The 20,206-nt window shown below is 66.3% G+C and carries 14 protein-coding genes, 1 tRNA gene and 1 pseudogene; 15 read left to right on the top strand and 1 reads right to left on the bottom strand.

The window, feature by feature from the left end; all coding sequences use genetic code 11:
• Window positions 1-177 precede the first annotated feature (177 nt).
• Window positions 178-1,413, bottom strand: coding sequence for a pyridoxal phosphate-dependent aminotransferase (locus OG349_RS14465; RefSeq protein ID WP_327234993.1), 1,236 nt, complete (start codon window positions 1,411-1,413; stop codon window positions 178-180).
• Between the two features lie 239 nt (window positions 1,414-1,652).
• Here OG349_RS14465 and OG349_RS14460 point away from each other — a divergent pair.
• From OG349_RS14460 to OG349_RS14395, 15 genes and pseudogenes are all read left to right on the top strand, one after another.
• Window positions 1,653-1,725, top strand: a tRNA-Trp gene (locus OG349_RS14460).
• 117 nt (window positions 1,726-1,842) lie between these two features.
• Window positions 1,843-2,130 (top strand): preprotein translocase subunit SecE, encoded by a 288-nt coding sequence (gene secE / locus OG349_RS14455; RefSeq protein ID WP_161309619.1) that lies wholly within the window; start codon window positions 1,843-1,845, stop codon window positions 2,128-2,130.
• Window positions 2,131-2,201: 71 nt separating this feature from the next.
• Window positions 2,202-3,134, top strand: coding sequence for a transcription termination/antitermination protein NusG (gene nusG, locus OG349_RS14450; RefSeq protein ID WP_327234992.1), 933 nt, complete (start codon window positions 2,202-2,204; stop codon window positions 3,132-3,134).
• A gap of 190 nt (window positions 3,135-3,324) precedes the next feature.
• The gene (gene rplK, locus OG349_RS14445) at window positions 3,325-3,759 is read left to right on the top strand and encodes a 50S ribosomal protein L11 (protein ID WP_161309617.1); all 435 of its coding nucleotides are present in this window, start codon (window positions 3,325-3,327) and stop codon (window positions 3,757-3,759) included.
• Window positions 3,760-3,839: 80 nt separating this feature from the next.
• A complete protein-coding gene (rplA, locus tag OG349_RS14440) occupies window positions 3,840-4,562 on the top strand; it encodes a 50S ribosomal protein L1 (RefSeq protein ID WP_161309616.1) in 723 nt (240 codons plus the stop codon).
• Between the two features lie 371 nt (window positions 4,563-4,933).
• Window positions 4,934-5,494, top strand: coding sequence for a 50S ribosomal protein L10 (rplJ, locus tag OG349_RS14435; RefSeq protein ID WP_327234991.1), 561 nt, complete (start codon window positions 4,934-4,936; stop codon window positions 5,492-5,494).
• Window positions 5,495-5,578: 84 nt separating this feature from the next.
• Window positions 5,579-5,962 carry a 50S ribosomal protein L7/L12 gene (gene rplL / locus OG349_RS14430; protein WP_327234990.1) on the top strand — a complete coding sequence of 128 codons (384 nt, stop codon included), beginning with the start codon at window positions 5,579-5,581 and terminating at the stop codon, window positions 5,960-5,962.
• Window positions 5,963-6,534: 572 nt separating this feature from the next.
• Complete coding sequence (rpoB, locus tag OG349_RS14425; protein ID WP_161308207.1) at window positions 6,535-10,017, top strand: DNA-directed RNA polymerase subunit beta; 3,483 nt, start codon at window positions 6,535-6,537, stop codon at window positions 10,015-10,017.
• A 99-nt stretch (window positions 10,018-10,116) separates the two neighbouring features.
• Window positions 10,117-14,022 carry a DNA-directed RNA polymerase subunit beta' gene (locus OG349_RS14420; protein ID WP_161308206.1) on the top strand — a complete coding sequence of 1,302 codons (3,906 nt, stop codon included), beginning with the start codon at window positions 10,117-10,119 and terminating at the stop codon, window positions 14,020-14,022.
• Window positions 14,023-14,470: 448 nt separating this feature from the next.
• On the top strand, window positions 14,471-14,842 hold the full coding sequence (gene rpsL / locus OG349_RS14415) for a 30S ribosomal protein S12 (RefSeq protein ID WP_161308205.1): 372 nt from the start codon (window positions 14,471-14,473) through the stop codon (window positions 14,840-14,842).
• A 3-nt stretch (window positions 14,843-14,845) separates the two neighbouring features.
• Window positions 14,846-15,316 carry a 30S ribosomal protein S7 gene (gene rpsG / locus OG349_RS14410; protein ID WP_161308204.1) on the top strand — a complete coding sequence of 157 codons (471 nt, stop codon included), beginning with the start codon at window positions 14,846-14,848 and terminating at the stop codon, window positions 15,314-15,316.
• Window positions 15,317-15,355: 39 nt separating this feature from the next.
• Window positions 15,356-17,485 (top strand): elongation factor G, encoded by a 2,130-nt coding sequence (gene fusA, locus OG349_RS14405; RefSeq protein WP_327234989.1) that lies wholly within the window; start codon window positions 15,356-15,358, stop codon window positions 17,483-17,485.
• A gap of 154 nt (window positions 17,486-17,639) precedes the next feature.
• Window positions 17,640-18,833, top strand: coding sequence for an elongation factor Tu (tuf, locus tag OG349_RS14400; protein ID WP_161308202.1), 1,194 nt, complete (start codon window positions 17,640-17,642; stop codon window positions 18,831-18,833).
• A 174-nt stretch (window positions 18,834-19,007) separates the two neighbouring features.
• Window positions 19,008-19,154: pseudogene (locus OG349_RS34835) on the top strand (VOC family protein); the annotation flags it as partial.
• A 138-nt stretch (window positions 19,155-19,292) separates the two neighbouring features.
• Complete coding sequence (locus tag OG349_RS14395) at window positions 19,293-20,021, top strand: hypothetical protein (protein WP_327234988.1); 729 nt, start codon at window positions 19,293-19,295, stop codon at window positions 20,019-20,021.
• Window positions 20,022-20,206 lie beyond the last annotated feature (185 nt).

Raw genomic sequence — 20,206 nt, 5'->3', positions numbered from 1 at the left:
GGGCAGCCCTTTTCCCCCTACGAGTTCTTGCCCGAATGTCTGCGCGAACGAACGGGGGGCCGGATACGCGGGGAAACGGACGGAAAAACGGCCCCCGGCCAGGGCCGGGGGCCGATCTCCACGCTCACGTACCGCGCGGGCTGTGACGCAAAACTCAGTCCCTGGCGGTCACCGGGCTCAGTCCCTGGCCTCCGCCAGCAGCTTCTGGATCCGGGCCACGCCCTCCGCCAGGTCCTGGTCGCCGAGCGCGTACGACAGCCGCAGGTAGCCCGGCGTACCGAACGCCTCGCCCGGTACGACCGCGACCTCGGCCTCGTCGAGGATCAGCGCGGCCAGCTCGACGGAGGACGCCGGGCGGACGCCGCGGATCTCCTTGCCCAGCAGGCCCTTCACCGACGGGTACACGTAGAACGCGCCCTCGGGCTCCGGGCAGACGACACCCTCGATCTCGTTGAGCAGCCGCACGATCGTCCGGCGCCGCCGGTCGAAGGCGGTCCGCATCTCGGCGACGGCCGTCAGGTCGCCGGTGAGGGCGGCGATCGCGGCGACCTGCGCCACGTTCGACACGTTGGACGTGGCGTGCGACTGGAGGTTCGTCGCCGCCTTCACGACGTCCTTGGGGCCCACGAGCCACCCCACCCGCCAGCCGGTCATCGCGTACGTCTTGGCGACGCCGTTGACGACGAGGCACTTGTCCCGCAGCTCCGGCACGACGGCCGGGAGCGAGGTGAACGTGGTGTCTCCGTAGACGAGGTGCTCGTAGATCTCGTCGGTCAGCACCCACAGCCCGTGCTCCAGGGCCCAGCGGCCGACGGCCTCGGTGTCCTCGCGGCTGTAGACGGCACCGGTCGGGTTGGACGGCGAGACGAAGAGCACCACCTTCGTACGCTCCGTACGGGCGGCCTCCAACTGCTCGACGCTGACCCGGTAGCCGGTCGTCTCGTCGGCGACGACGTCCACCGGCACCCCGCCGGCGAGGCGGATCGACTCCGGGTACGTCGTCCAGTACGGGGCCGGGACGATGACCTCGTCGCCCGGGTCCAGGATCGCCGCGAAGGCCTCGTAGATCGCCTGCTTGCCGCCGTTGGTGACCAGGATCTGGGCGGGGTCCACCTCGTAACCGGAGTCGCGGAGCGTCTTCGCGGCGATGGCGGCCTTGAGCTCGGGAAGCCCCCCGGCCGGCGTGTAGCGGTGGTACTTGGGATTGCGGCACGCCTCCACCGCGGCCTCGACGATGTAGTCGGGCGTCGGGAAGTCGGGCTCGCCTGCACCGAAACCGATCACCGGGCGGCCGGCGGCCTTGAGGGCCTTGGCCTTGGCATCGACGGCGAGGGTCGCGGACTCGGAGATCGCGCCGATGCGGGCGGAGACCCGGCGCTCGGCCGGCATCGTCGGGGGGATAGCTGCGCTCATGCCTCCCATGGTCCCAGACACGAAACCTCGTGGGCACACAGGTTTCGTAAGGTGGACATATAAGGAGTTGAGCAGCGGACATGCGGCGGGCACCGCGGGCGGCCGGAGGAAGCCGGGCTTAGCTGTTCGACGTCGGGCCCCCGACCACGTACACTCACTGGTCGTTGGCCCTCATCAGCCACGTCCGGACGGCACACTCAACGCGTCCGGCCGGATGCGGTAGGTTGGGGCAAGCGCAAAGGGTCGTAGCTCAATTGGTAGAGCACTGGTCTCCAAAACCAGCGGTTGGGGGTTCAAGTCCCTCCGGCCCTGCTACACGCACACTGTCTTCAATGGTATGCGTTTCAGGTAAGTACACTTCGATCTATGCATCGCCGTGCGGCTCCTCCGGGCGCGGCACGGCCACGACCCGGAATCAGGTGAGTGAGCGTGACGGACGCCGTGGGCTCCATCGACAAGCCTGATGCCGACGATGAAGAGTCCGCAGAGTCGAAGAAGCCCCGTAAGGGCGGTAAGCGCGGCAAGAAGGGCCCTCTGGGCCGTCTCGCGCTCTTCTACCGCCAGATCGTCGCCGAGCTGCGCAAGGTCGTCTGGCCGACTCGCAACCAGCTGACGACGTACACCACAGTGGTGATTGTCTTCGTTGTCATCATGATCGGTCTGGTGACCGTGATTGACTACGGCTTCAACCAAGCAATCAAGTACGTCTTCGGCTGATCCCGCGAGGGCGCCCGACGCGGCGCCCCTTTCGCGTGTTTCACCCATTGAGCCAGGAAGAAGCAGCCACAGTGTCTGACCCGAACCTGAACGACGCCCGGGAGTCGGTGGAGTCCGTGGAGGACGAGACCGGCATCGTCGAGGCGGCGGACGCTGTCGAGCCAGACCAGGCCGAAGCCGCTGACGAGGCGGCCGGTGAGCCGGCCGAAGAGGCCGCGTTGCAGGTCGAGGACGAAGAAGCCGAAGAGGCGGCCGAGGCCGCTGCCGAGAGCGACGACGTCGACACCGAGAACGCCGAGGACACGGAAGCTTCCGAGGACTCCGACGACGAGGACGCCGACACCGGCGAGACCGACGAGGACGCGCCCACCGAGGCCGTCGCCGCGGTCGACCCCGTCGAGGCCCTCCGCGAGGAACTGCGCGGCCTGCCCGGCGAGTGGTACGTGATCCACACCTACGCGGGCTACGAGAAGCGCGTGAAGGCGAACCTGGAACAGCGCGCCGTCTCGCTGAACGTCGAGGAGTTCATCTACCAGGCCGAGGTCCCCGAGGAAGAGATCGTCCAGATCAAGAACGGCGAGCGGAAGAACGTTCGCCAGAACAAGCTCCCGGGGTACGTCCTGGTGCGCATGGATCTGACGAACGAGTCCTGGGGCGTCGTACGGAACACTCCTGGTGTGACCGGCTTCGTGGGCAACGCCTACGACCCGTACCCCCTGACGCTGGACGAGATCGTGAAGATGCTCGCGCCGGAGGCCGAGGAGAAGGCGGCCCGTGAGGCGGCCGAGGCCGAGGGCAAGCCGGCGCCGTCCCGCAAGGTCGAGGTCCAGGTGCTGGACTTCGAGGTCGGCGACTCCGTCACCGTCACGGACGGCCCCTTCGCGACCCTCCAGGCCACGATCAACGAGATCAACGCCGACTCGAAGAAGGTCAAGGGTCTGGTCGAGATCTTCGGCCGCGAGACCCCCGTCGAGCTGAGCTTCGACCAGATCCAGAAGAACTGAGCCCACCCGCTCACCGAGCACACCCGCTCGCTTCTGGAACAGCCGCTTCCGACAGGTCAGACAGGCTCCGACAGCTGTCTGACCTGTCGGTTTTGGCCGCGCAGCTATACCCGTTATCGTTGTGCGGTATGCCTCCGTCCGGATGACTGGACGGACGGCCGAGAACTCTCACTAGGACCCGGAGAGAGCAATGCCTCCCAAGAAGAAGAAGATCACGGGGCTCATCAAGCTCCAGATCAACGCCGGCGCGGCCAACCCGGCTCCGCCGGTCGGCCCCGCGCTGGGTCAGCACGGCGTCAACATCATGGAGTTCTGCAAGGCCTACAACGCCGCGACCGAGTCGCAGCGTGGCATGGTCGTGCCGGTGGAGATCACGGTCTACGACGACCGTTCCTTCACCTTCATCACCAAGACTCCGCCGGCCGCCAAGCTGATCCTCAAGGCCGCGGGCGTGGACAAGGGCTCCGGCGAGCCGCACGTCAAGAAGGTCGCGAAGCTGACGCGCGACCAGGTGCGCGACATCGCCACGACGAAGATGCCCGACCTGAACGCCAACGACCTCGAAGCCGCCGAGAAGATCATCGCCGGCACCGCCCGTTCCATGGGCATCACGGTCGAGCGCTGACCCAGCCGGGCAGCCCCAGTGGCAGGACCCTGCGCGGTCCGGACCACGAACTCCACATCTGAAGAAACACAGGAGCAGAAGTGAAGCGCAGCAAGGCACTCCGCGGCGCGGACGCGAAGATCGACCGGGAGCGCAACTACGCCCCGCTCGAGGCCGTCCGTCTCGCCAAGGACACCACTACCACCAAGTTCGACGGCACCGTCGAGGTGGCCATGCGGCTGGGCGTCGACCCCCGCAAGGCCGACCAGATGGTCCGTGGCACCGTGAACCTCCCGCACGGCACCGGCAAGACCGCCCGGGTCCTGGTCTTCGCGACCGGTGACCGTGCAGAGCAGGCGCGCGCCGCGGGCGCCGACATCGTCGGCTCCGACGAGCTCATCGACGAGGTCGCCAAGGGCCGTCTCGACTTCGACGCCGTTGTCGCCACCCCGGACCTCATGGGCAAGGTCGGCCGCCTCGGCCGCGTCCTCGGCCCGCGTGGTCTGATGCCCAACCCCAAGACCGGAACGGTCACCCCTGATGTCACGAAGGCCGTGAACGACATCAAGGGCGGCAAGATCGAGTTCCGCGTCGACAAGCACTCGAACCTGCACTTCATCATCGGCAAGACGTCGTTCGACGAGACGCAGCTGGTCGAGAACTACGCCGCGGCGCTGGACGAGATCCTCCGTCTGAAGCCGTCCGCCGCGAAGGGCCGCTACATCAAGAAGGCGACCCTCGCGACGACGATGGGCCCCGGCATCCCGCTGGACGCCAACCGCACCCGCAACCTCCTCGTCGAGGAGGACCCGGCGGCCGTCTGACCTCGACGGAAGCCAGGTCGCGCGCGTGACGCGTAGCCGTACGTACGAAGAGCCGGTCCCCGCACCTCCCCGGAGGTGCGGGGACCGGCTCTTTCCGGTGGGGGTGGCCCGTACACACGGGCGGATTTGCCTGCTGCGCCCGCGCTCGCGTACTCTTCCGAAGAAGCCAAAGACCGCTGGTCGTTGTCGTGTGCTCGTAAGAGTGTGCGGCGGCCGAAGGATCCGCTAGCTGCGGACGACCTGCGCAGGTGACTGTGGACAGTTCCCGGATTCCATTCGGTTGAGCTACGCCCTGGCGCCTGCGCCGGGGCGTTTCGTTTTGCGAAGCCCCTTCTGAGCGGTCCTCATCACCCGGAAGGAGGCCGATGCTCATGGCAAGGCCCGACAAGGCTGCCGCGGTGGCCGAGCTGACGGACAAGTTCCGCAGTTCGAACGCCGCTGTGCTGACCGAGTACCGGGGTCTCACCGTGGCGCAGCTCAAGGAGCTGCGCCGTTCCCTCGGTGCGAACGCCCAGTACTCCGTGGTGAAGAACACGCTGACCAAGATCGCGGCCAACGAGGCCGGGATCAACACGCTGGACGACCTGTTCGCGGGTCCGACGGCGGTTGCCTTCGTCACCGGTGACCCGGTGGAGTCGGCGAAGGGTCTTCGTGACTTCGCCAAGGACAACCCGAATCTCATCATCAAGGGCGGTGTCCTTGACGGTAAGGCGCTGTCCGCCGATGAGTTCAAGAAGCTTGCGGACCTCGAGTCCCGCGAGGTTCTGCTCTCCAAGCTGGCGGGTGCCATGAAGGGCAAGCAGTCCCAGGCTGCCTCCCTCTTCCAGGCGCTTCCCTCGAAGTTCGTCCGCACCGCGGAAGCGCTTCGCGTCAAGAAGGAAGAGCAGGACGGTGCCGGCACGCCGGCCCCCGTCGAGGCCGACTCCGAGTAATCACGCTCGGTCGGTCACAGCGGGCCGGTTCGCCCGCGGAACTTGTACACACGGCACCAGCCGAATTAGTGGAAGGACGCCATCATGGCGAAGCTGTCCCAGGCAGAGCTGCTTGAGCAGTTCGAGAACCTGACCCTCATCGAGCTCTCCGAGTTCGTCAAGGCCTTCGAAGAGAAGTTCGACGTCACCGCCGCCGCGGCCGTCGCCGTCGCCGGCCCCGCGGGCCCGGGCGCCGTCGTCGAGGCCGAAGAGGAGCAGGACGAGTTCGACGTCATCCTCACGGGTGCCGGCGAGAAGAAGATCCAGGTCATCAAGGTCGTGCGTGAGCTGACCTCGCTGGGTCTGAAGGAAGCCAAGGACCTCGTGGACGGCGCCCCCAAGCCCGTCCTGGAGAAGGTTTCCAAGGAGCAGGCCGACAAGGCCGCCGAGTCCCTCAAGGGCGCCGGCGCGGGCGTCGAGGTCAAGTAACTCCTCGCGAGTCCTCCACCGGGCGCCTGTGGGCGTACGGGACCGGTCTCGGCGCCGCGAGGCGCAGCGTTGACGCGAAGGGCGATCACCCATCCGGGTGGTCGCCCTTCCGCGTTGACGGGGGGATGCTGTGCTGTTCGGCTTCCGGCGAGTATCGTGATCATCGCCGTGCCCTCCGTACGACGGTGACGATCCGCAGGGAGCGGGGGGCCTTGACGAACCGCACGCAGCGCGCAATTCTCAGGACGCGTCGTCACAATCGATCCGGATCCGAGGCATGGATCGACGGCGAAGAGGGCAGTATCGATGTGCGCCTACGGCGCGAAGCTTGCCGCAGTAGAGACAAGGTGTTGAGAACAACGAGGGTCTCCAAAAACCCGCTCTGGACATCAGTGTGCCAAGTGGCTACACTGACCCTTTGCGCTGCCTGTTAGCTGCTCCCTGCCCGTCACCAGGGGCACCCCCTCGCACGGACATCGTGACCGACGGCCCGGAACTGGGCTTTCTGTCCTGATGTCCCGCTTGGGACCGGTACGCGCGTAGTGAGTCCGAGCCCTCGGAAGGACCCCCTCTTGGCCGCCTCGCGCAACGCCTCGACCACGAATATGAACAACGGCGCCAGCACCGCCCCGCTGCGCATCTCCTTTGCAAAGATCAAGGAGCCTCTCGAGGTTCCGAACCTCCTCGCGCTGCAGACCGAGAGCTTTGACTGGCTCCTCGGCAACGCCGCCTGGAAGGCTCGTGTCGAGACGGCTCTCGAGAACGGACAGGACGTCCCCAGGAAGTCAGGTCTGGAGGAGATCTTCGAGGAGATCTCCCCGATCGAGGACTTCTCCGGGTCGATGTCGCTGACCTTCCGCGACCACCGCTTCGAGCCGCCCAAGAACTCGATCGACGAGTGCAAGGAGCGCGACTTCACGTTCGCGGCCCCGCTCTTCGTCACGGCCGAGTTCACCAACAACGAGACCGGCGAGATCAAGTCCCAGACGGTCTTCATGGGCGACTTCCCGCTCATGACCAACAAGGGCACCTTCGTCATCAACGGCACCGAGCGTGTCGTGGTGTCCCAGCTGGTGCGCTCGCCGGGTGTCTACTTCGACTCCAACATCGACAAGACGTCCGACAAGGACATCTTCTCTTCCAAGATCATCCCGTCCCGGGGTGCCTGGCTGGAGATGGAGATCGACAAGCGCGACATGGTCGGTGTCCGCATCGACCGCAAGCGCAAGCAGTCCGTGACCGTCCTGCTCAAGGCTCTCGGTTGGACGACCGAGCAGATCCTGGAGGAGTTCGGCGAGTACGAGTCGATGCGCGCCACCCTGGAGAAGGACCACACCCAGGGCCAGGACGACGCGCTGCTCGACATCTACCGCAAGCTGCGCCCGGGCGAGCCCCCCACCCGTGAGGCCGCCCAGACGTTGCTGGAGAACCTCTACTTCAACCCGAAGCGCTACGACCTCGCGAAGGTCGGCCGCTACAAGGTGAACAAGAAGCTCGGCGCGGAAGAGCCGCTGGACGCGGGCGTCCTCACGACCGACGACATCATCGCCACCATCAAGTACCTGGTGAAGCTCCACGCGGGCGAGACCGAGACGGTCGGCGAGAGCGGCACCACGATCGTCGTCGAGACCGACGACATCGACCACTTCGGCAACCGCCGTCTGCGCAACGTGGGCGAGCTCATCCAGAACCAGGTCCGTACGGGTCTGGCGAGGATGGAGCGGGTCGTGCGCGAGCGCATGACGACCCAGGACGTCGAGGCGATCACGCCGCAGACCCTGATCAACATCCGGCCGGTCGTCGCCTCCATCAAGGAGTTCTTCGGCACCAGCCAGCTGTCCCAGTTCATGGACCAGAACAACCCGCTGTCGGGTCTGACCCACAAGCGCCGCCTGTCGGCGCTGGGCCCCGGCGGTCTGTCCCGTGAGCGGGCCGGCTTCGAGGTCCGTGACGTGCACCCGTCGCACTACGGGCGCATGTGTCCGATCGAGACCCCGGAAGGCCCGAACATCGGCCTGATCGGCTCGCTCGCCTCGTACGGCCGGGTCAACGCGTTCGGGTTCGTCGAGACCCCGTACCGCAAGGTCGTCGACGGTGTCGTCACCGACGACGTCGACTACCTGACCGCCGACGAGGAGGACCGCTTCGTCATCGCGCAGGCCAACGCGACGCTGTCCGAGGAGATGCGGTTCACCGAGCCGCGCGTCCTCGTCCGCCGTCGTGGCGGCGAGGTCGACTACATCCCCGGCGACGACGTCGACTACATGGACGTCTCGCCGCGCCAGATGGTGTCGGTCGCGACCGCGATGATCCCGTTCCTGGAGCACGACGACGCCAACCGCGCCCTCATGGGCGCGAACATGATGCGCCAGGCCGTGCCCCTGATCACGTCGGAGGCGCCGCTCGTCGGCACCGGCATGGAGTACCGCTGCGCGGTGGACGCCGGCGACGTCGTCAAGGCGGAGAAGGAGGGTGTGGTCCAGGAGGTATCCGCGGACTACATCACCGTCGCCAACGACGACGGCACGTACACCACGTACCGCATCGCCAAGTTCTCCCGCTCCAACCAGGGCACCTCGGTCAACCAGAAGGTTGTCGTCAACGAGGGCGACCGGGTCGTCGCGGAGCAGGTCCTGGCCGACGGGCCCGCCACCCAGATGGGTGAGATGGCGCTCGGCAAGAACCTCCTCGTGGCGTTCATGCCGTGGGAGGGCCACAACTACGAAGACGCGATCATCCTCAGCCAGCGGCTGGTCCAGGACGACGTCCTCTCTTCGATCCACATCGAGGAGCACGAGGTCGACGCCCGGGACACCAAGCTCGGCCCCGAGGAGATCACCCGGGACATCCCGAACGTCTCCGAAGAGGTCCTCGCGGACCTCGACGAGCGCGGCATCATCCGTATCGGTGCCGAGGTCGTCGCCGGGGACATCCTGGTCGGCAAGGTCACGCCCAAGGGCGAGACCGAGCTCACCCCGGAGGAGCGTCTGCTCCGCGCGATCTTCGGTGAGAAGGCGCGTGAGGTACGCGACACCTCGCTGAAGGTGCCGCACGGCGAGGTCGGCAAGATCATCGGCGTGCGTGTCTTCGACCGCGAGGAGGGCGACGAACTGCCGCCCGGCGTGAACCAGCTGGTTCGTGTGTACGTCGCGCAGAAGCGCAAGATCACCGATGGTGACAAGCTCGCCGGACGTCACGGCAACAAGGGCGTCATCTCGAAGATCCTGCCGATCGAGGACATGCCGTTCCTGGAGGACGGCACCCCGGTCGACATCATCCTCAACCCGCTGGGTGTCCCGTCCCGAATGAACCCGGGACAGGTCCTCGAGATCCACCTCGGCTGGCTCGCCAGCCAGGGATGGAAGGTCGAGGGCAGCGAGGAGTGGATGGAGCGGCTCAAGGTCATCGGCGCCGACGACGTCGCCGCCGGCACCAACGTCGCCACCCCGGTCTTCGACGGTGCCCGCGAGGACGAGATCTCCGGTCTCTTCGAGGCCACGATCCCGAACCGCGACGGCAACCGGATGGTGCAGCCGTCCGGCAAGGCGAACATGTTCGACGGCCGCTCCGGCGAGCCGTTCCCGGAGCCGATCTCGGTCGGCTACATGTACATCCTCAAGCTCCACCACCTGGTCGACGACAAGCTGCACGCCCGGTCGACCGGACCGTACTCGATGATCACCCAGCAGCCGCTGGGTGGTAAGGCCCAGTTCGGTGGTCAGCGCTTCGGTGAGATGGAGGTGTGGGCGCTGGAGGCTTACGGCGCCGCTTACGCCCTCCAGGAGCTGCTGACGATCAAGTCCGACGACGTGACCGGCCGCGTGAAGGTCTACGAGGCCATCGTCAAGGGCGAGAACATCCCCGAGCCCGGCATCCCCGAGTCCTTCAAGGTGCTCATCAAGGAGATGCAGTCGCTCTGCCTCAACGTGGAGGTGCTGTCCTCGGACGGCATGTCCATCGAGATGCGCGACACGGACGAGGACGTCTTCCGCGCGGCGGAGGAGCTCGGTATCGACCTGTCCCGGCGAGAGCCGAGCAGCGTCGAAGAGGTCTGACGGGTTGTCCGGCCGCCCCCGTCTCGGGGCGGCCGGCTCCTCCCGGACCCGTACAGACCATGATTTGAGACTCGACCCCGAAAGAGGGATTGACGACAAGTGCTCGACGTCAACTTCTTCGACGAGCTGCGGATTGGCCTCGCCACCGCGGACGACATCCGGACCTGGTCCCACGGCGAAGTGAAGAAGCCGGAGACCATCAACTACCGCACGCTCAAGCCCGAGAAGGACGGACTCTTCTGCGAGAAGATCTTCGGTCCTACCCGGGACTGGGAGTGCTACTGCGGCAAGTACAAGCGTGTCCGCTTCAAGGGCATCATCTGTGAGCGTTGTGGCGTAGAGGTCACGCGCGCCAAGGTGCGCCGTGAGCGGATGGGCCACATCGAGCTTGCCGCTCCCGTCACCCACATCTGGTACTTCAAGGGTGTCCCGTCCCGTCTGGGATACCTGCTGGACCTCGCGCCGAAGGACCTCGAAAAGGTCATCTACTTCGCCGCGTACATGATCACGTTCGTGGACGAGGAGCGCCGTACGCGCGATCTGCCGTCGCTGGAGGCCCACGTCTCCGTAGAGCGCCAGCAGACCGAGAACCGGCGTGACTCCGACCTCGAGGCCCGCGCCAAGAAGCTCGAGACCGACCTGGCCGAGCTGGAGGCCGAGGGCGCCAAGGCCGACGTGCGCCGCAAGGTGCGCGAAGGTGCCGAGCGGGAGATGAAGCAGCTGCGCGACCGTGCGCAGCGCGAGATCGACCGTCTCGACGAGGTGTGGAACCGCTTCAAGAACCTCAAGGTCCAGGACCTGGAGGGCGACGAGCTGCTCTACCGCGAGCTGCGTGACCGCTTCGGTACGTACTTCGACGGATCGATGGGTGCCGCGGCGCTTCAGAAGCGCCTGGAGTCCTTCGACCTGGAGGAGGAGGCCGAGCGCCTCCGCGAGATCATCCGTACCGGCAAGGGCCAGAAGAAGACCCGCGCGCTCAAGCGCCTCAAGGTCGTCTCGGCGTTCCTCCAGACCAGCAACAGCCCCAAGGGCATGGTGCTGGACTGCGTGCCGGTGATCCCGCCGGACCTGCGGCCGATGGTGCAGCTGGACGGTGGCCGTTTCGCGACCTCCGACCTGAACGACCTGTACCGCCGTGTGATCAACCGGAACAACCGCCTCAAGCGCCTTCTCGACCTCGGTGCCCCCGAGATCATCGTGAACAACGAGAAGCGGATGCTCCAGGAGGCCGTCGACGCGCTGTTCGACAACGGCCGCCGCGGTCGCCCGGTCACCGGTCCCGGCAACCGCCCGCTGAAGTCCCTGAGCGACATGCTCAAGGGCAAGCAGGGTCGTTTCCGTCAGAACCTGCTCGGCAAGCGAGTCGACTACTCGGCCCGTTCCGTGATCGTCGTCGGCCCGCAGCTCAAGCTGCACCAGTGCGGGCTGCCGAAGGCCATGGCGCTGGAGCTCTTCAAGCCGTTCGTGATGAAGCGCCTGGTGGACCTGAACCACGCGCAGAACATCAAGTCGGCGAAGCGCATGGTCGAGCGCGGCCGTACGGTCGTGTACGACGTGCTCGAAGAGGTCATCGCCGAGCACCCGGTGCTGCTGAACCGCGCACCGACCCTGCACCGCCTGGGCATCCAGGCCTTCGAGCCGCAGCTGGTCGAGGGCAAGGCCATCCAGATCCACCCGCTCGTCTGCACCGCGTTCAACGCGGACTTCGACGGTGACCAGATGGCCGTGCACCTGCCGCTCTCCGCGGAGGCGCAGGCCGAGGCCCGCATCCTGATGCTGTCCTCGAACAACATCCTCAAGCCGGCCGACGGCCGTCCCGTCACCATGCCCACCCAGGACATGGTGCTCGGCCTCTTCTTCCTCACCACGGACGAGGAGGAGCGCAAGGTCATCGGCGCGGACCGGTCCTTCGGTTCGACCGCCGAGGCGACCATGGCGTTCGACAACCGGGAGCTGTCGCTCCAGGCGAAGGTCGACATCCGCTTCCCGGTGGGCACCATCCCGCCGCGCGGCTGGACCCCGCCGGTGGGCGAGGACGGCCAGGCGGACGCCGAGTGGCAGCAGGGCGACCCGTTCCGGCTGCGTACGACCCTGGGCCGCGCGCTCTTCAATGAGCTGCTGCCCGAGGACTACCCGTTCGTCGACTACTCGGTGGGCAAGAAGCAGCTCTCCGAGATCGTCAACGACCTGGCCGAGCGCTACCCCAAGGTCATTGTGGCGGCGACGCTCGACAACCTGAAGGCGGCCGGCTTCTTCTGGGCGACCCGCTCCGGTGTGACCGTGGCGATCTCCGACATCGTCGTACCCGACGCGAAGAAGGCGATCGTCCAGGGTTACGAGGCGCAGGACGAGAAGGTCCAGAAGCAGTACGAGCGCGGTCTGATCACCAAGGAAGAGCGCACGCAGGAGCTCATCGCGATCTGGACCAAGGCGACCAACGAGGTCGCCGAGGCGATGAACGCGAACTTCCCGAAGACCAACCCCGTCTCGATGATGGTCAACTCGGGTGCCCGCGGAAACATGATGCAGATGCGTCAGATCGCCGGTATGCGTGGTCTGGTGTCCAACGCCAAGAACGAGACGATCCCTCGTCCCATCAAGGCGTCCTTCCGTGAAGGTCTGTCGGTGCTGGAGTACTTCATCTCCACGCACGGTGCCCGTAAGGGTCTCGCCGACACCGCCCTGCGTACCGCCGACTCGGGTTACCTCACCCGTCGTCTGGTGGACGTCTCGCAGGACGTGATCATCCGCGAGGAGGACTGCGGCACCGACCGCGGCCTCAAGCTGAAGATCGCCAAGAAGGGCGAGGACGGCAGGCTCCACAAGACGGAGGACGTCGAGACGTCCGTGTACGCGCGGATGCTCGCCGAGGACGTCGTCGTGGACGGCAAGGTCATCGCGCCGGCCAACGTCGACCTGGGCGATGTCCTGATCGACGCCCTGGTCGCCAACGGCGTCGAGGAGGTCAAGACCCGCTCGGTCCTGACCTGCGAGTCCGCTGTCGGCACGTGTGCCTTCTGCTACGGCCGCTCGCTGGCCACCGGCAAGCTGGTCGACATCGGTGAGGCGGTCGGCATCATCGCCGCCCAGTCCATCGGTGAGCCCGGTACCCAGCTGACGATGCGTACCTTCCACACCGGTGGTGTGGCCGGTGACGACATCACCCAGGGTCTGCCCCGAGTCGTCGAGCTCTTCGAAGCCCGTACGCCGAAGGGTGTCGCCCCGATCTCCGAGGCCGCGGGCACCGTTCGCATCGAGGAGACCGAGAAGACGAAGAAGCTCGTCGTCACCCCGGACGACGGCAGCGAGGAGACGCCCTTCCCGATCTCCAAGCGTGCCCGTCTGCTCGTGGGCGAGGGCGACCGCGTCGAGGTGGGCCAGAAGCTCACCGTGGGTGCCACCAACCCGCACGACGTGCTGCGCATCCTTGGTCAGCGCGCGGTCCAGGTCCACCTGGTCGGCGAGGTCCAGCGGGTGTACAACTCGCAGGGTGTGTCGATCCACGACAAGCACATCGAGATCATCATCCGGCAGATGCTCCGCCGCGTGACGATCATCGAGTCCGGCGACGCGGAACTGCTGCCGGGCGAGCTTGTCGAGCGCTCGAAGTTCGAGACCGAGAACCGTCGTGTGGTCACGGAAGGCGGCCACCCGGCCTCCGGCCGTCCGCAGCTGATGGGTATCACCAAGGCCTCGCTGGCCACGGAGTCGTGGCTGTCGGCGGCGTCCTTCCAGGAGACGACCAGGGTCCTGACCGACGCGGCGATCAACGCCAAGTCGGACTCCCTGATCGGCCTCAAGGAGAACGTCATCATCGGTAAGCTCATCCCGGCCGGTACGGGCCTGTCCCGCTACCGCAACATCCGGGTCGAGCCGACCGAAGAGGCCAAGGCCGCGATGTACTCGGCCGTCGGCTACGACGACATCGACTACTCCCCGTTCGGCACCGGCTCCGGCCAGGCCGTCCCGCTGGAGGACTACGACTACGGTCCGTACAACCAGTAAGCGGTGAACGAGGGGCGGCCATCCTGTTACGACGGGGTGGTCGCCTTTCGGCGTCCTTTTCCGGCCGTTTTCCCCTGTCGGCAACCTTGCGGACGGCCAGGTGAGCGGAATCACGAAAAGGGGCGCTCGTACCGTCGTTTCCCGTCCCCCCGGCGGCCTTTTCCGGCCGTCCGCGGACCACGGTCGCGGATGTCAGGGCCCTGGAAAATGGGCCTCTGTGCATTTGTTTTGACCGGAGTCAATGCGGTAGGTACGCTCCTACCTTGTGCCTGGGGTGTGCCTGGGCTCCTGTGCGTGTCATCAACCGCATGACGAGCTCGCGTACTGGCCACCGCAATCTGTGCTTTTTCGCCTCGGCGGGAGTTCGCAGCATTCGACACACCCGACCGCGTGGGTCGGCGACGTTCCAGGTTAGTTTTACGAACGGCACACAGAAACCGGAGAAGTAGTGCCTACGATCCAGCAGCTGGTCCGGAAGGGCCGGCAAGACAAGGTCGAGAAGAACAACACACCCGCGCTCGACGGCTCCCCCCAGCGTCGCGGCGTGTGCACGCGTGTGTTCACGACCACCCCGAAGAAGCCGAACTCGGCCCTGCGGAAGGTCGCACGTGTGCGCCTGACCTCGGGTATCGAGGTCACGGCCTACATTCCGGGTGAGGGACACAACCTGCAGGAGCACTCGATCGTGCTCGTGCGTGGTGGCCGTGTGAAGGACCTGCCGGGTGTTCGTTACAAGATCATTCGCGGTTCCCTCGACACCCAGGGTGTCAAGAACCGCAAGCAGGCCCGCAGCCGCTACGGCGCCAAGAAGGAGAAGTAAACAATGCCTCGTAAGGGCCCTGCCCCGAAGCGCCCGGTCATCATCGACCCGGTCTACGGTTCTCCTCTTGTCACCTCGCTGATCAACAAGATCCTGCTCAACGGCAAGCGTTCCACCGCCGAGCGGATCGTGTACGGCGCGATGGAAGGCCTCCGTGACAAGACCGGCAACGACCCGGTCATCACGCTGAAGCGCGCGCTTGAGAACGTCAAGCCCACGCTCGAGGTCAAGTCCCGCCGTGTCGGTGGCGCCACCTACCAGGTGCCGATCGAGGTCAAGCCCGGTCGCGCCGCCACCCTCGCACTTCGCTGGGTCGTGGGTTACTCCCGCGCCCGTCGCGAGAAGACCATGACCGAACGCCTCATGAACGAACTGCTCGACGCCTCGAACGGCCTCGGCGCAGCCGTCAAGAAGCGTGAGGACACGCACAAGATGGCCGAATCCAACAAGGCCTTCGCGCACTACCGCTGGTAGTCGCTACCCACCTCGAGACCGAGAGAAGACTGAGCCACAATGGCCACCACTTCGCTTGACCTGGCCAAGGTCCGCAACATCGGGATCATGGCCCACATCGACGCGGGGAAGACGACCACCACCGAGCGCATCCTTTTCTACACCGGTGTGAGCTACAAGATCGGTGAAGTCCACGACGGCGCTGCCACGATGGACTGGATGGAGCAGGAGCAGGAACGCGGCATCACGATCACGTCCGCCGCGACCACCTGTCACTGGCCGCTCGAGGACGTCGACCACACCATCAACATCATCGACACCCCGGGACACGTGGACTTCACCGTCGAGGTGGAGCGTTCGCTCCGCGTCCTCGACGGCGCCGTCACCGTCTTCGACGGTGTCGCCGGTGTGGAGCCGCAGTCCGAGACGGTATGGCGTCAGGCCGACCGTTACGGCGTTCCGCGTATCTGCTTCATCAACAAGCTCGACCGGACCGGCGCCGAGTTCCACCGCTGCGTCGACATGATCGTCGACCGCCTCGGTGCGGTGCCCCTGGTCATGCAGCTGCCGATCGGCGCCGAGGGTGACTTCAAGGGCGTCGTCGACCTCGTGACGATGAAGGCCCTCGTGTGGTCCGAAGAGGCCACCAAGGGCGAGATGTACGACACCGTCGACATCCCGGCCACGCACACCGAGGCGGCCGACGAGTGGCGCGGCAAGCTCATCGAAGCCGTCGCTGAGCACGACGACGAGGTCATGGAGCTGTACCTGGAGGGCCAGGAGCCTTCCCAGGAGCTGCTCTACGCCGCGATCCGTCGTATCACCCTGGCTTCCAAGGGCGCCGCGGACTCGGTCACCGTCACCCCCGTCTTCTGCGGTACGGCGTTCAAGAACAAGGGCGTCCAGCCCCTGCTCGACGCGGTCGTGCGCTACCTGCCCTCTCCCCTCGACGTCGACGCCATCGAAGGCCACGACGTCAAGGACCCGGAGAAGATCATCAAGCGCCGCCCGTCGGACGACGAGCCGTTCGCGGGTCTCGCGTTCAAGATCGCGAGCGACCCGCACCTGGGCAAGCTCACCTTCGTCCGGATTTATTCGGGCCGCCTGGAGGCCGGCACCGCGGTGCTGAACTCCGTGAAGGGCAAGAAGGAGCGCATCGGCAAGATCTACCGTATGCACGCGAACAAGCGTGAGGAGATCGAGTCGGTGGGCGCCGGCGACATCGTCGCCGTCATGGGCCTCAAGCAGACCACCACCGGTGAGACGCTGAGCGACGACAAGCACCCGGTGATCCTGGAGTCCATGGACTTCCCGGCGCCGGTGATCCAGGTCGCGATCGAGCCCAAGTCCAAGGGCGACCAGGAGCGTCTGGGTGTCGCCATCCAGCGCCTCGCGGAGGAGGACCCCTCCTTCCAGGTCCACTCGGACGAGGAGACCGGCCAGACCATCATCGGTGGTATGGGCGAGCTTCACCTCGAGGTACTCGTCGACCGCATGAAGCGCGAGTTCCGCGTGGAGGCGAACGTCGGTAAGCCGCAGGTCGCTTACCGTGAGACGATCCGTAAGACCGTCGATCGTGTGGACTACACCCACAAGAAGCAGACCGGTGGTACGGGTCAGTTCGCCAAGGTGCAGATCTCGATCGAGCCCCTCGTCGATTCCGACGTGCCGTACGAGTTCGTCAACAAGGTCACCGGTGGCCGCATCCCCCGTGAGTACATCCCCTCGGTGGACGCGGGTGCCCAGGAAGCCATGCAGTTCGGCATCCTGGCCGGCTACGAGATGGTGGGCGTCCGCGTCACCCTTCTCGACGGTGGTTACCACGAGGTCGACTCCTCGGAGCTCGCCTTCAAGATCGCTGGTTCGCAGGCGTTCAAGGAGGGTGCTCGCAAGGCGTCCCCCGTACTCCTGGAGCCGATGATGGCCGTCGAGGTCACCACGCCCGAGGACTACATGGGCGATGTGATCGGCGACCTGAACTCCCGCCGTGGCCAGATCCAGGCCATGGAGGAGCGCAGCGGCGCCCGCGTCGTGAAGGGCCTTGTGCCCCTCTCGGAGATGTTCGGCTACGTCGGAGACCTCCGCAGCAAGACCTCGGGTCGCGCAAGCTACTCGATGCAGTTCGACTCCTACGCCGAGGTTCCCAGGAACGTCGCCGAGGAGATCATCGCGAAGGCCAAGGGCGAGTAACTCTCCCGAGTTCACGCTTTAGCCTTGTCTCCGGCAAGCCCGGGAGCACTCCGGCCGTCACCACACGGCTTGGGTGCTCCGGGCCCCGGCATCCCAGCAAAGATCACCTGGCGCCGATGAGTAAGGCGTACAGAACCACTCCAGGAGGACCCCAGTGGCGAAGGCGAAGTTCGAGCGGACCAAGCCGCACGTCAACATCGGCACCATCGGTCACATCGACCACGGTAAGACGACCCTCACGGCCGCCATTACCAAGGTGCTGCACGACGCGTTTCCGGACCTGAACGAGGCCTCGGCCTTCGACCAGATCGACAAGGCTCCCGAGGAGCGCCAGCGCGGTATCACGATCTCGATCGCGCACGTCGAGTACCAGACGGAGTCGCGTCACTACGCGCACGTCGACTGCCCCGGTCACGCGGACTACATCAAGAACATGATCACGGGTGCGGCGCAGATGGACGGCGCCATCCTCGTGGTCGCGGCCACCGACGGCCCGATGCCGCAGACCAAGGAGCACGTGCTCCTGGCCCGCCAGGTCGGCGTGCCGTACATCGTTGTCGCGCTGAACAAGGCCGACATGGTGGACGACGAAGAGATCATGGAGCTCGTCGAGCTCGAGGTCCGTGAGCTCCTCTCCGAGTACGACTTCCCGGGCGACGACCTCCCGGTCGTGCGCGTCTCGGCGCTCAAGGCTCTTGAGGGCGACAAGGAGTGGGGCCAGTCGGTCCTGAACCTGATGGCCGCGGTCGACGAGTCGATCCCGCAGCCCGAGCGTGACGTCGAGAAGCCGTTCCTCATGCCGATCGAGGACGTCTTCACGATCACCGGTCGTGGCACGGTCGTCACCGGTCGTATCGAGCGTGGTGTCCTCAAGGTCAACGAGACCGTCGACATCGTCGGTATCAAGACCGAGAAGACCACCACCACGGTCACCGGCATCGAGATGTTCCGCAAGCTGCTCGACGAGGGCCAGGCGGGCGAGAACGTCGGTCTGCTCCTCCGTGGCATCAAGCGCGAGGACGTCGAGCGCGGCCAGGTCATCATCAAGCCCGGTTCGGTCACGCCGCACACCGAGTTCGAGGCCCAGGCCTACATCCTGTCGAAGGACGAGGGTGGTCGTCACACCCCCTTCTTCAACAACTACCGCCCGCAGTTCTACTTCCGTACGACGGACGTGACCGGTGTGGTGACCCTTCCCGAGGGCACCGAGATGATCATGCCGGGTGACAACACCCTCATGACCGTCAACCTGATCCAGCCCGTCGCGATGGAAGAGGGCCTGAAGTTCGCCATCCGCGAGGGTGGCCGGACCGTGGGCGCCGGCCAGGTCACCAAGATCAACGTCTAGTCTTCACGACTGGTTGTTGGATCTGACCCGGCTGTCCGTCAGGGCAGACAGGCAGTGAGCAGGGGCCCCGCACCGAATCAATCGGTGCGGGGCCCCTGTGCTGTGCCCGGGGTACGGTGCGGCGGACGCGGCCGGCCAGGAGGAGTGGTCGTACGAAATCTCGACTCGCACGGCGGTGAACCCCGGGATCTCGTCGCACTGGAGTCCGAGTGCGCACGACGGGTCCCGCTCGGCGCGGCACCCGTGCGAACGCTGTATGACGGCAACGATTCGCGCATTCCGATGCTGGACATCGAGGGCAACGAGTTCTGTATCGGCTGAAGGGCCGCGAACGGGTCACTGTTCTGGCACGACGACGAACCGCCGAAGCCGTCGTGATCATGGGAGGGTGGGCGCGGACGGACGGACGGACGAGGGCGTGGGGCCGTGGGTGGTTCCGGTGGGGAAGGGGCGGCGGCGGTGTCGACTGGCGAGGGGCGTTCGGCCGTGGGTACGGGGGCGGAGGGCCGGGACGGTGCAGGTGGTACGGGGGTGGAAGGGGCGGGTGACCACCCGGTCTCCGAGGCGCTTCACCTCATCCGGCGGCGGCTCGGCGCGCTGCCCGAGGGACGTGGGAACAACTACTGGCTGCCCACCCGTGCCGACCGCCATCGCCGCGCCTACATCTCCGCCAACTCCACGCTCCTCCGCGCCGCCGCCGAGCACGCCGGGCTGCCGCCCGAGATGCTGGCGGGGATCGCCTGGCGGGAGGTCGAGGGCTTGCCCCGCGCCGTGGACGACATTGCATACGGTGTCCGGCGCGTCATCCGGGCCCTCGCGCCCGGCCCCCTCGCACGGCGTGTCCGCGATGCCGACAAGACCTCGATGGGGCCGCTCGCCGTCCAGGTCCGCCGGGCTGCCGAGGTGCTGGGGTACGACCCGGGCGCACTTGGCGGCCGACAGCGGCGTGTGGTTGTGCGGGCGGTCAGGGAGCCGCGGCAGAACGTCTTCATCGCGGCTGCCTACCTGGCTCAGCTCAGGACGGAGTGCGACTTCGCCGCCGTACCGGCTGAGCGGTTGACCCCGGACCAGCTCCAGGAACTTGCCGCACGGTACAACGGCGGCCCCTACTACCGGGTACCGGCCGCGCAGCGGTACGGGCGGGCGTTCGCGCGGGATTTGGGTGCGGCGGTTGAGGCTCTTGGGTGAGGGGGTTTTGGGGGAGGGGGTTTCTGGGGGGGGAGAGGGCTGGAGTGGGATATGCAGTGCGGGTTCGGGCCGAGGGGTAGTCGGGGGTGGTCGGGTTGTGTGGTTCGGGTGGGGCCGCCCCTTGTTGTTGATTGTCGCGGGGCCGGGGTGGGCGTCAAGGGCGCTCCTGCGGAGCGTCGGCTTCG

The organism is Streptomyces sp. NBC_01317, assembly GCF_035961655.1.
In the GTDB taxonomy this organism is placed as follows: Bacteria; Actinomycetota; Actinomycetes; order Streptomycetales; family Streptomycetaceae; genus Streptomyces.
The sequence above is the reverse complement of the archived record's forward strand: the minus strand, read 5'-3'. Positions and strand labels throughout refer to the sequence as shown.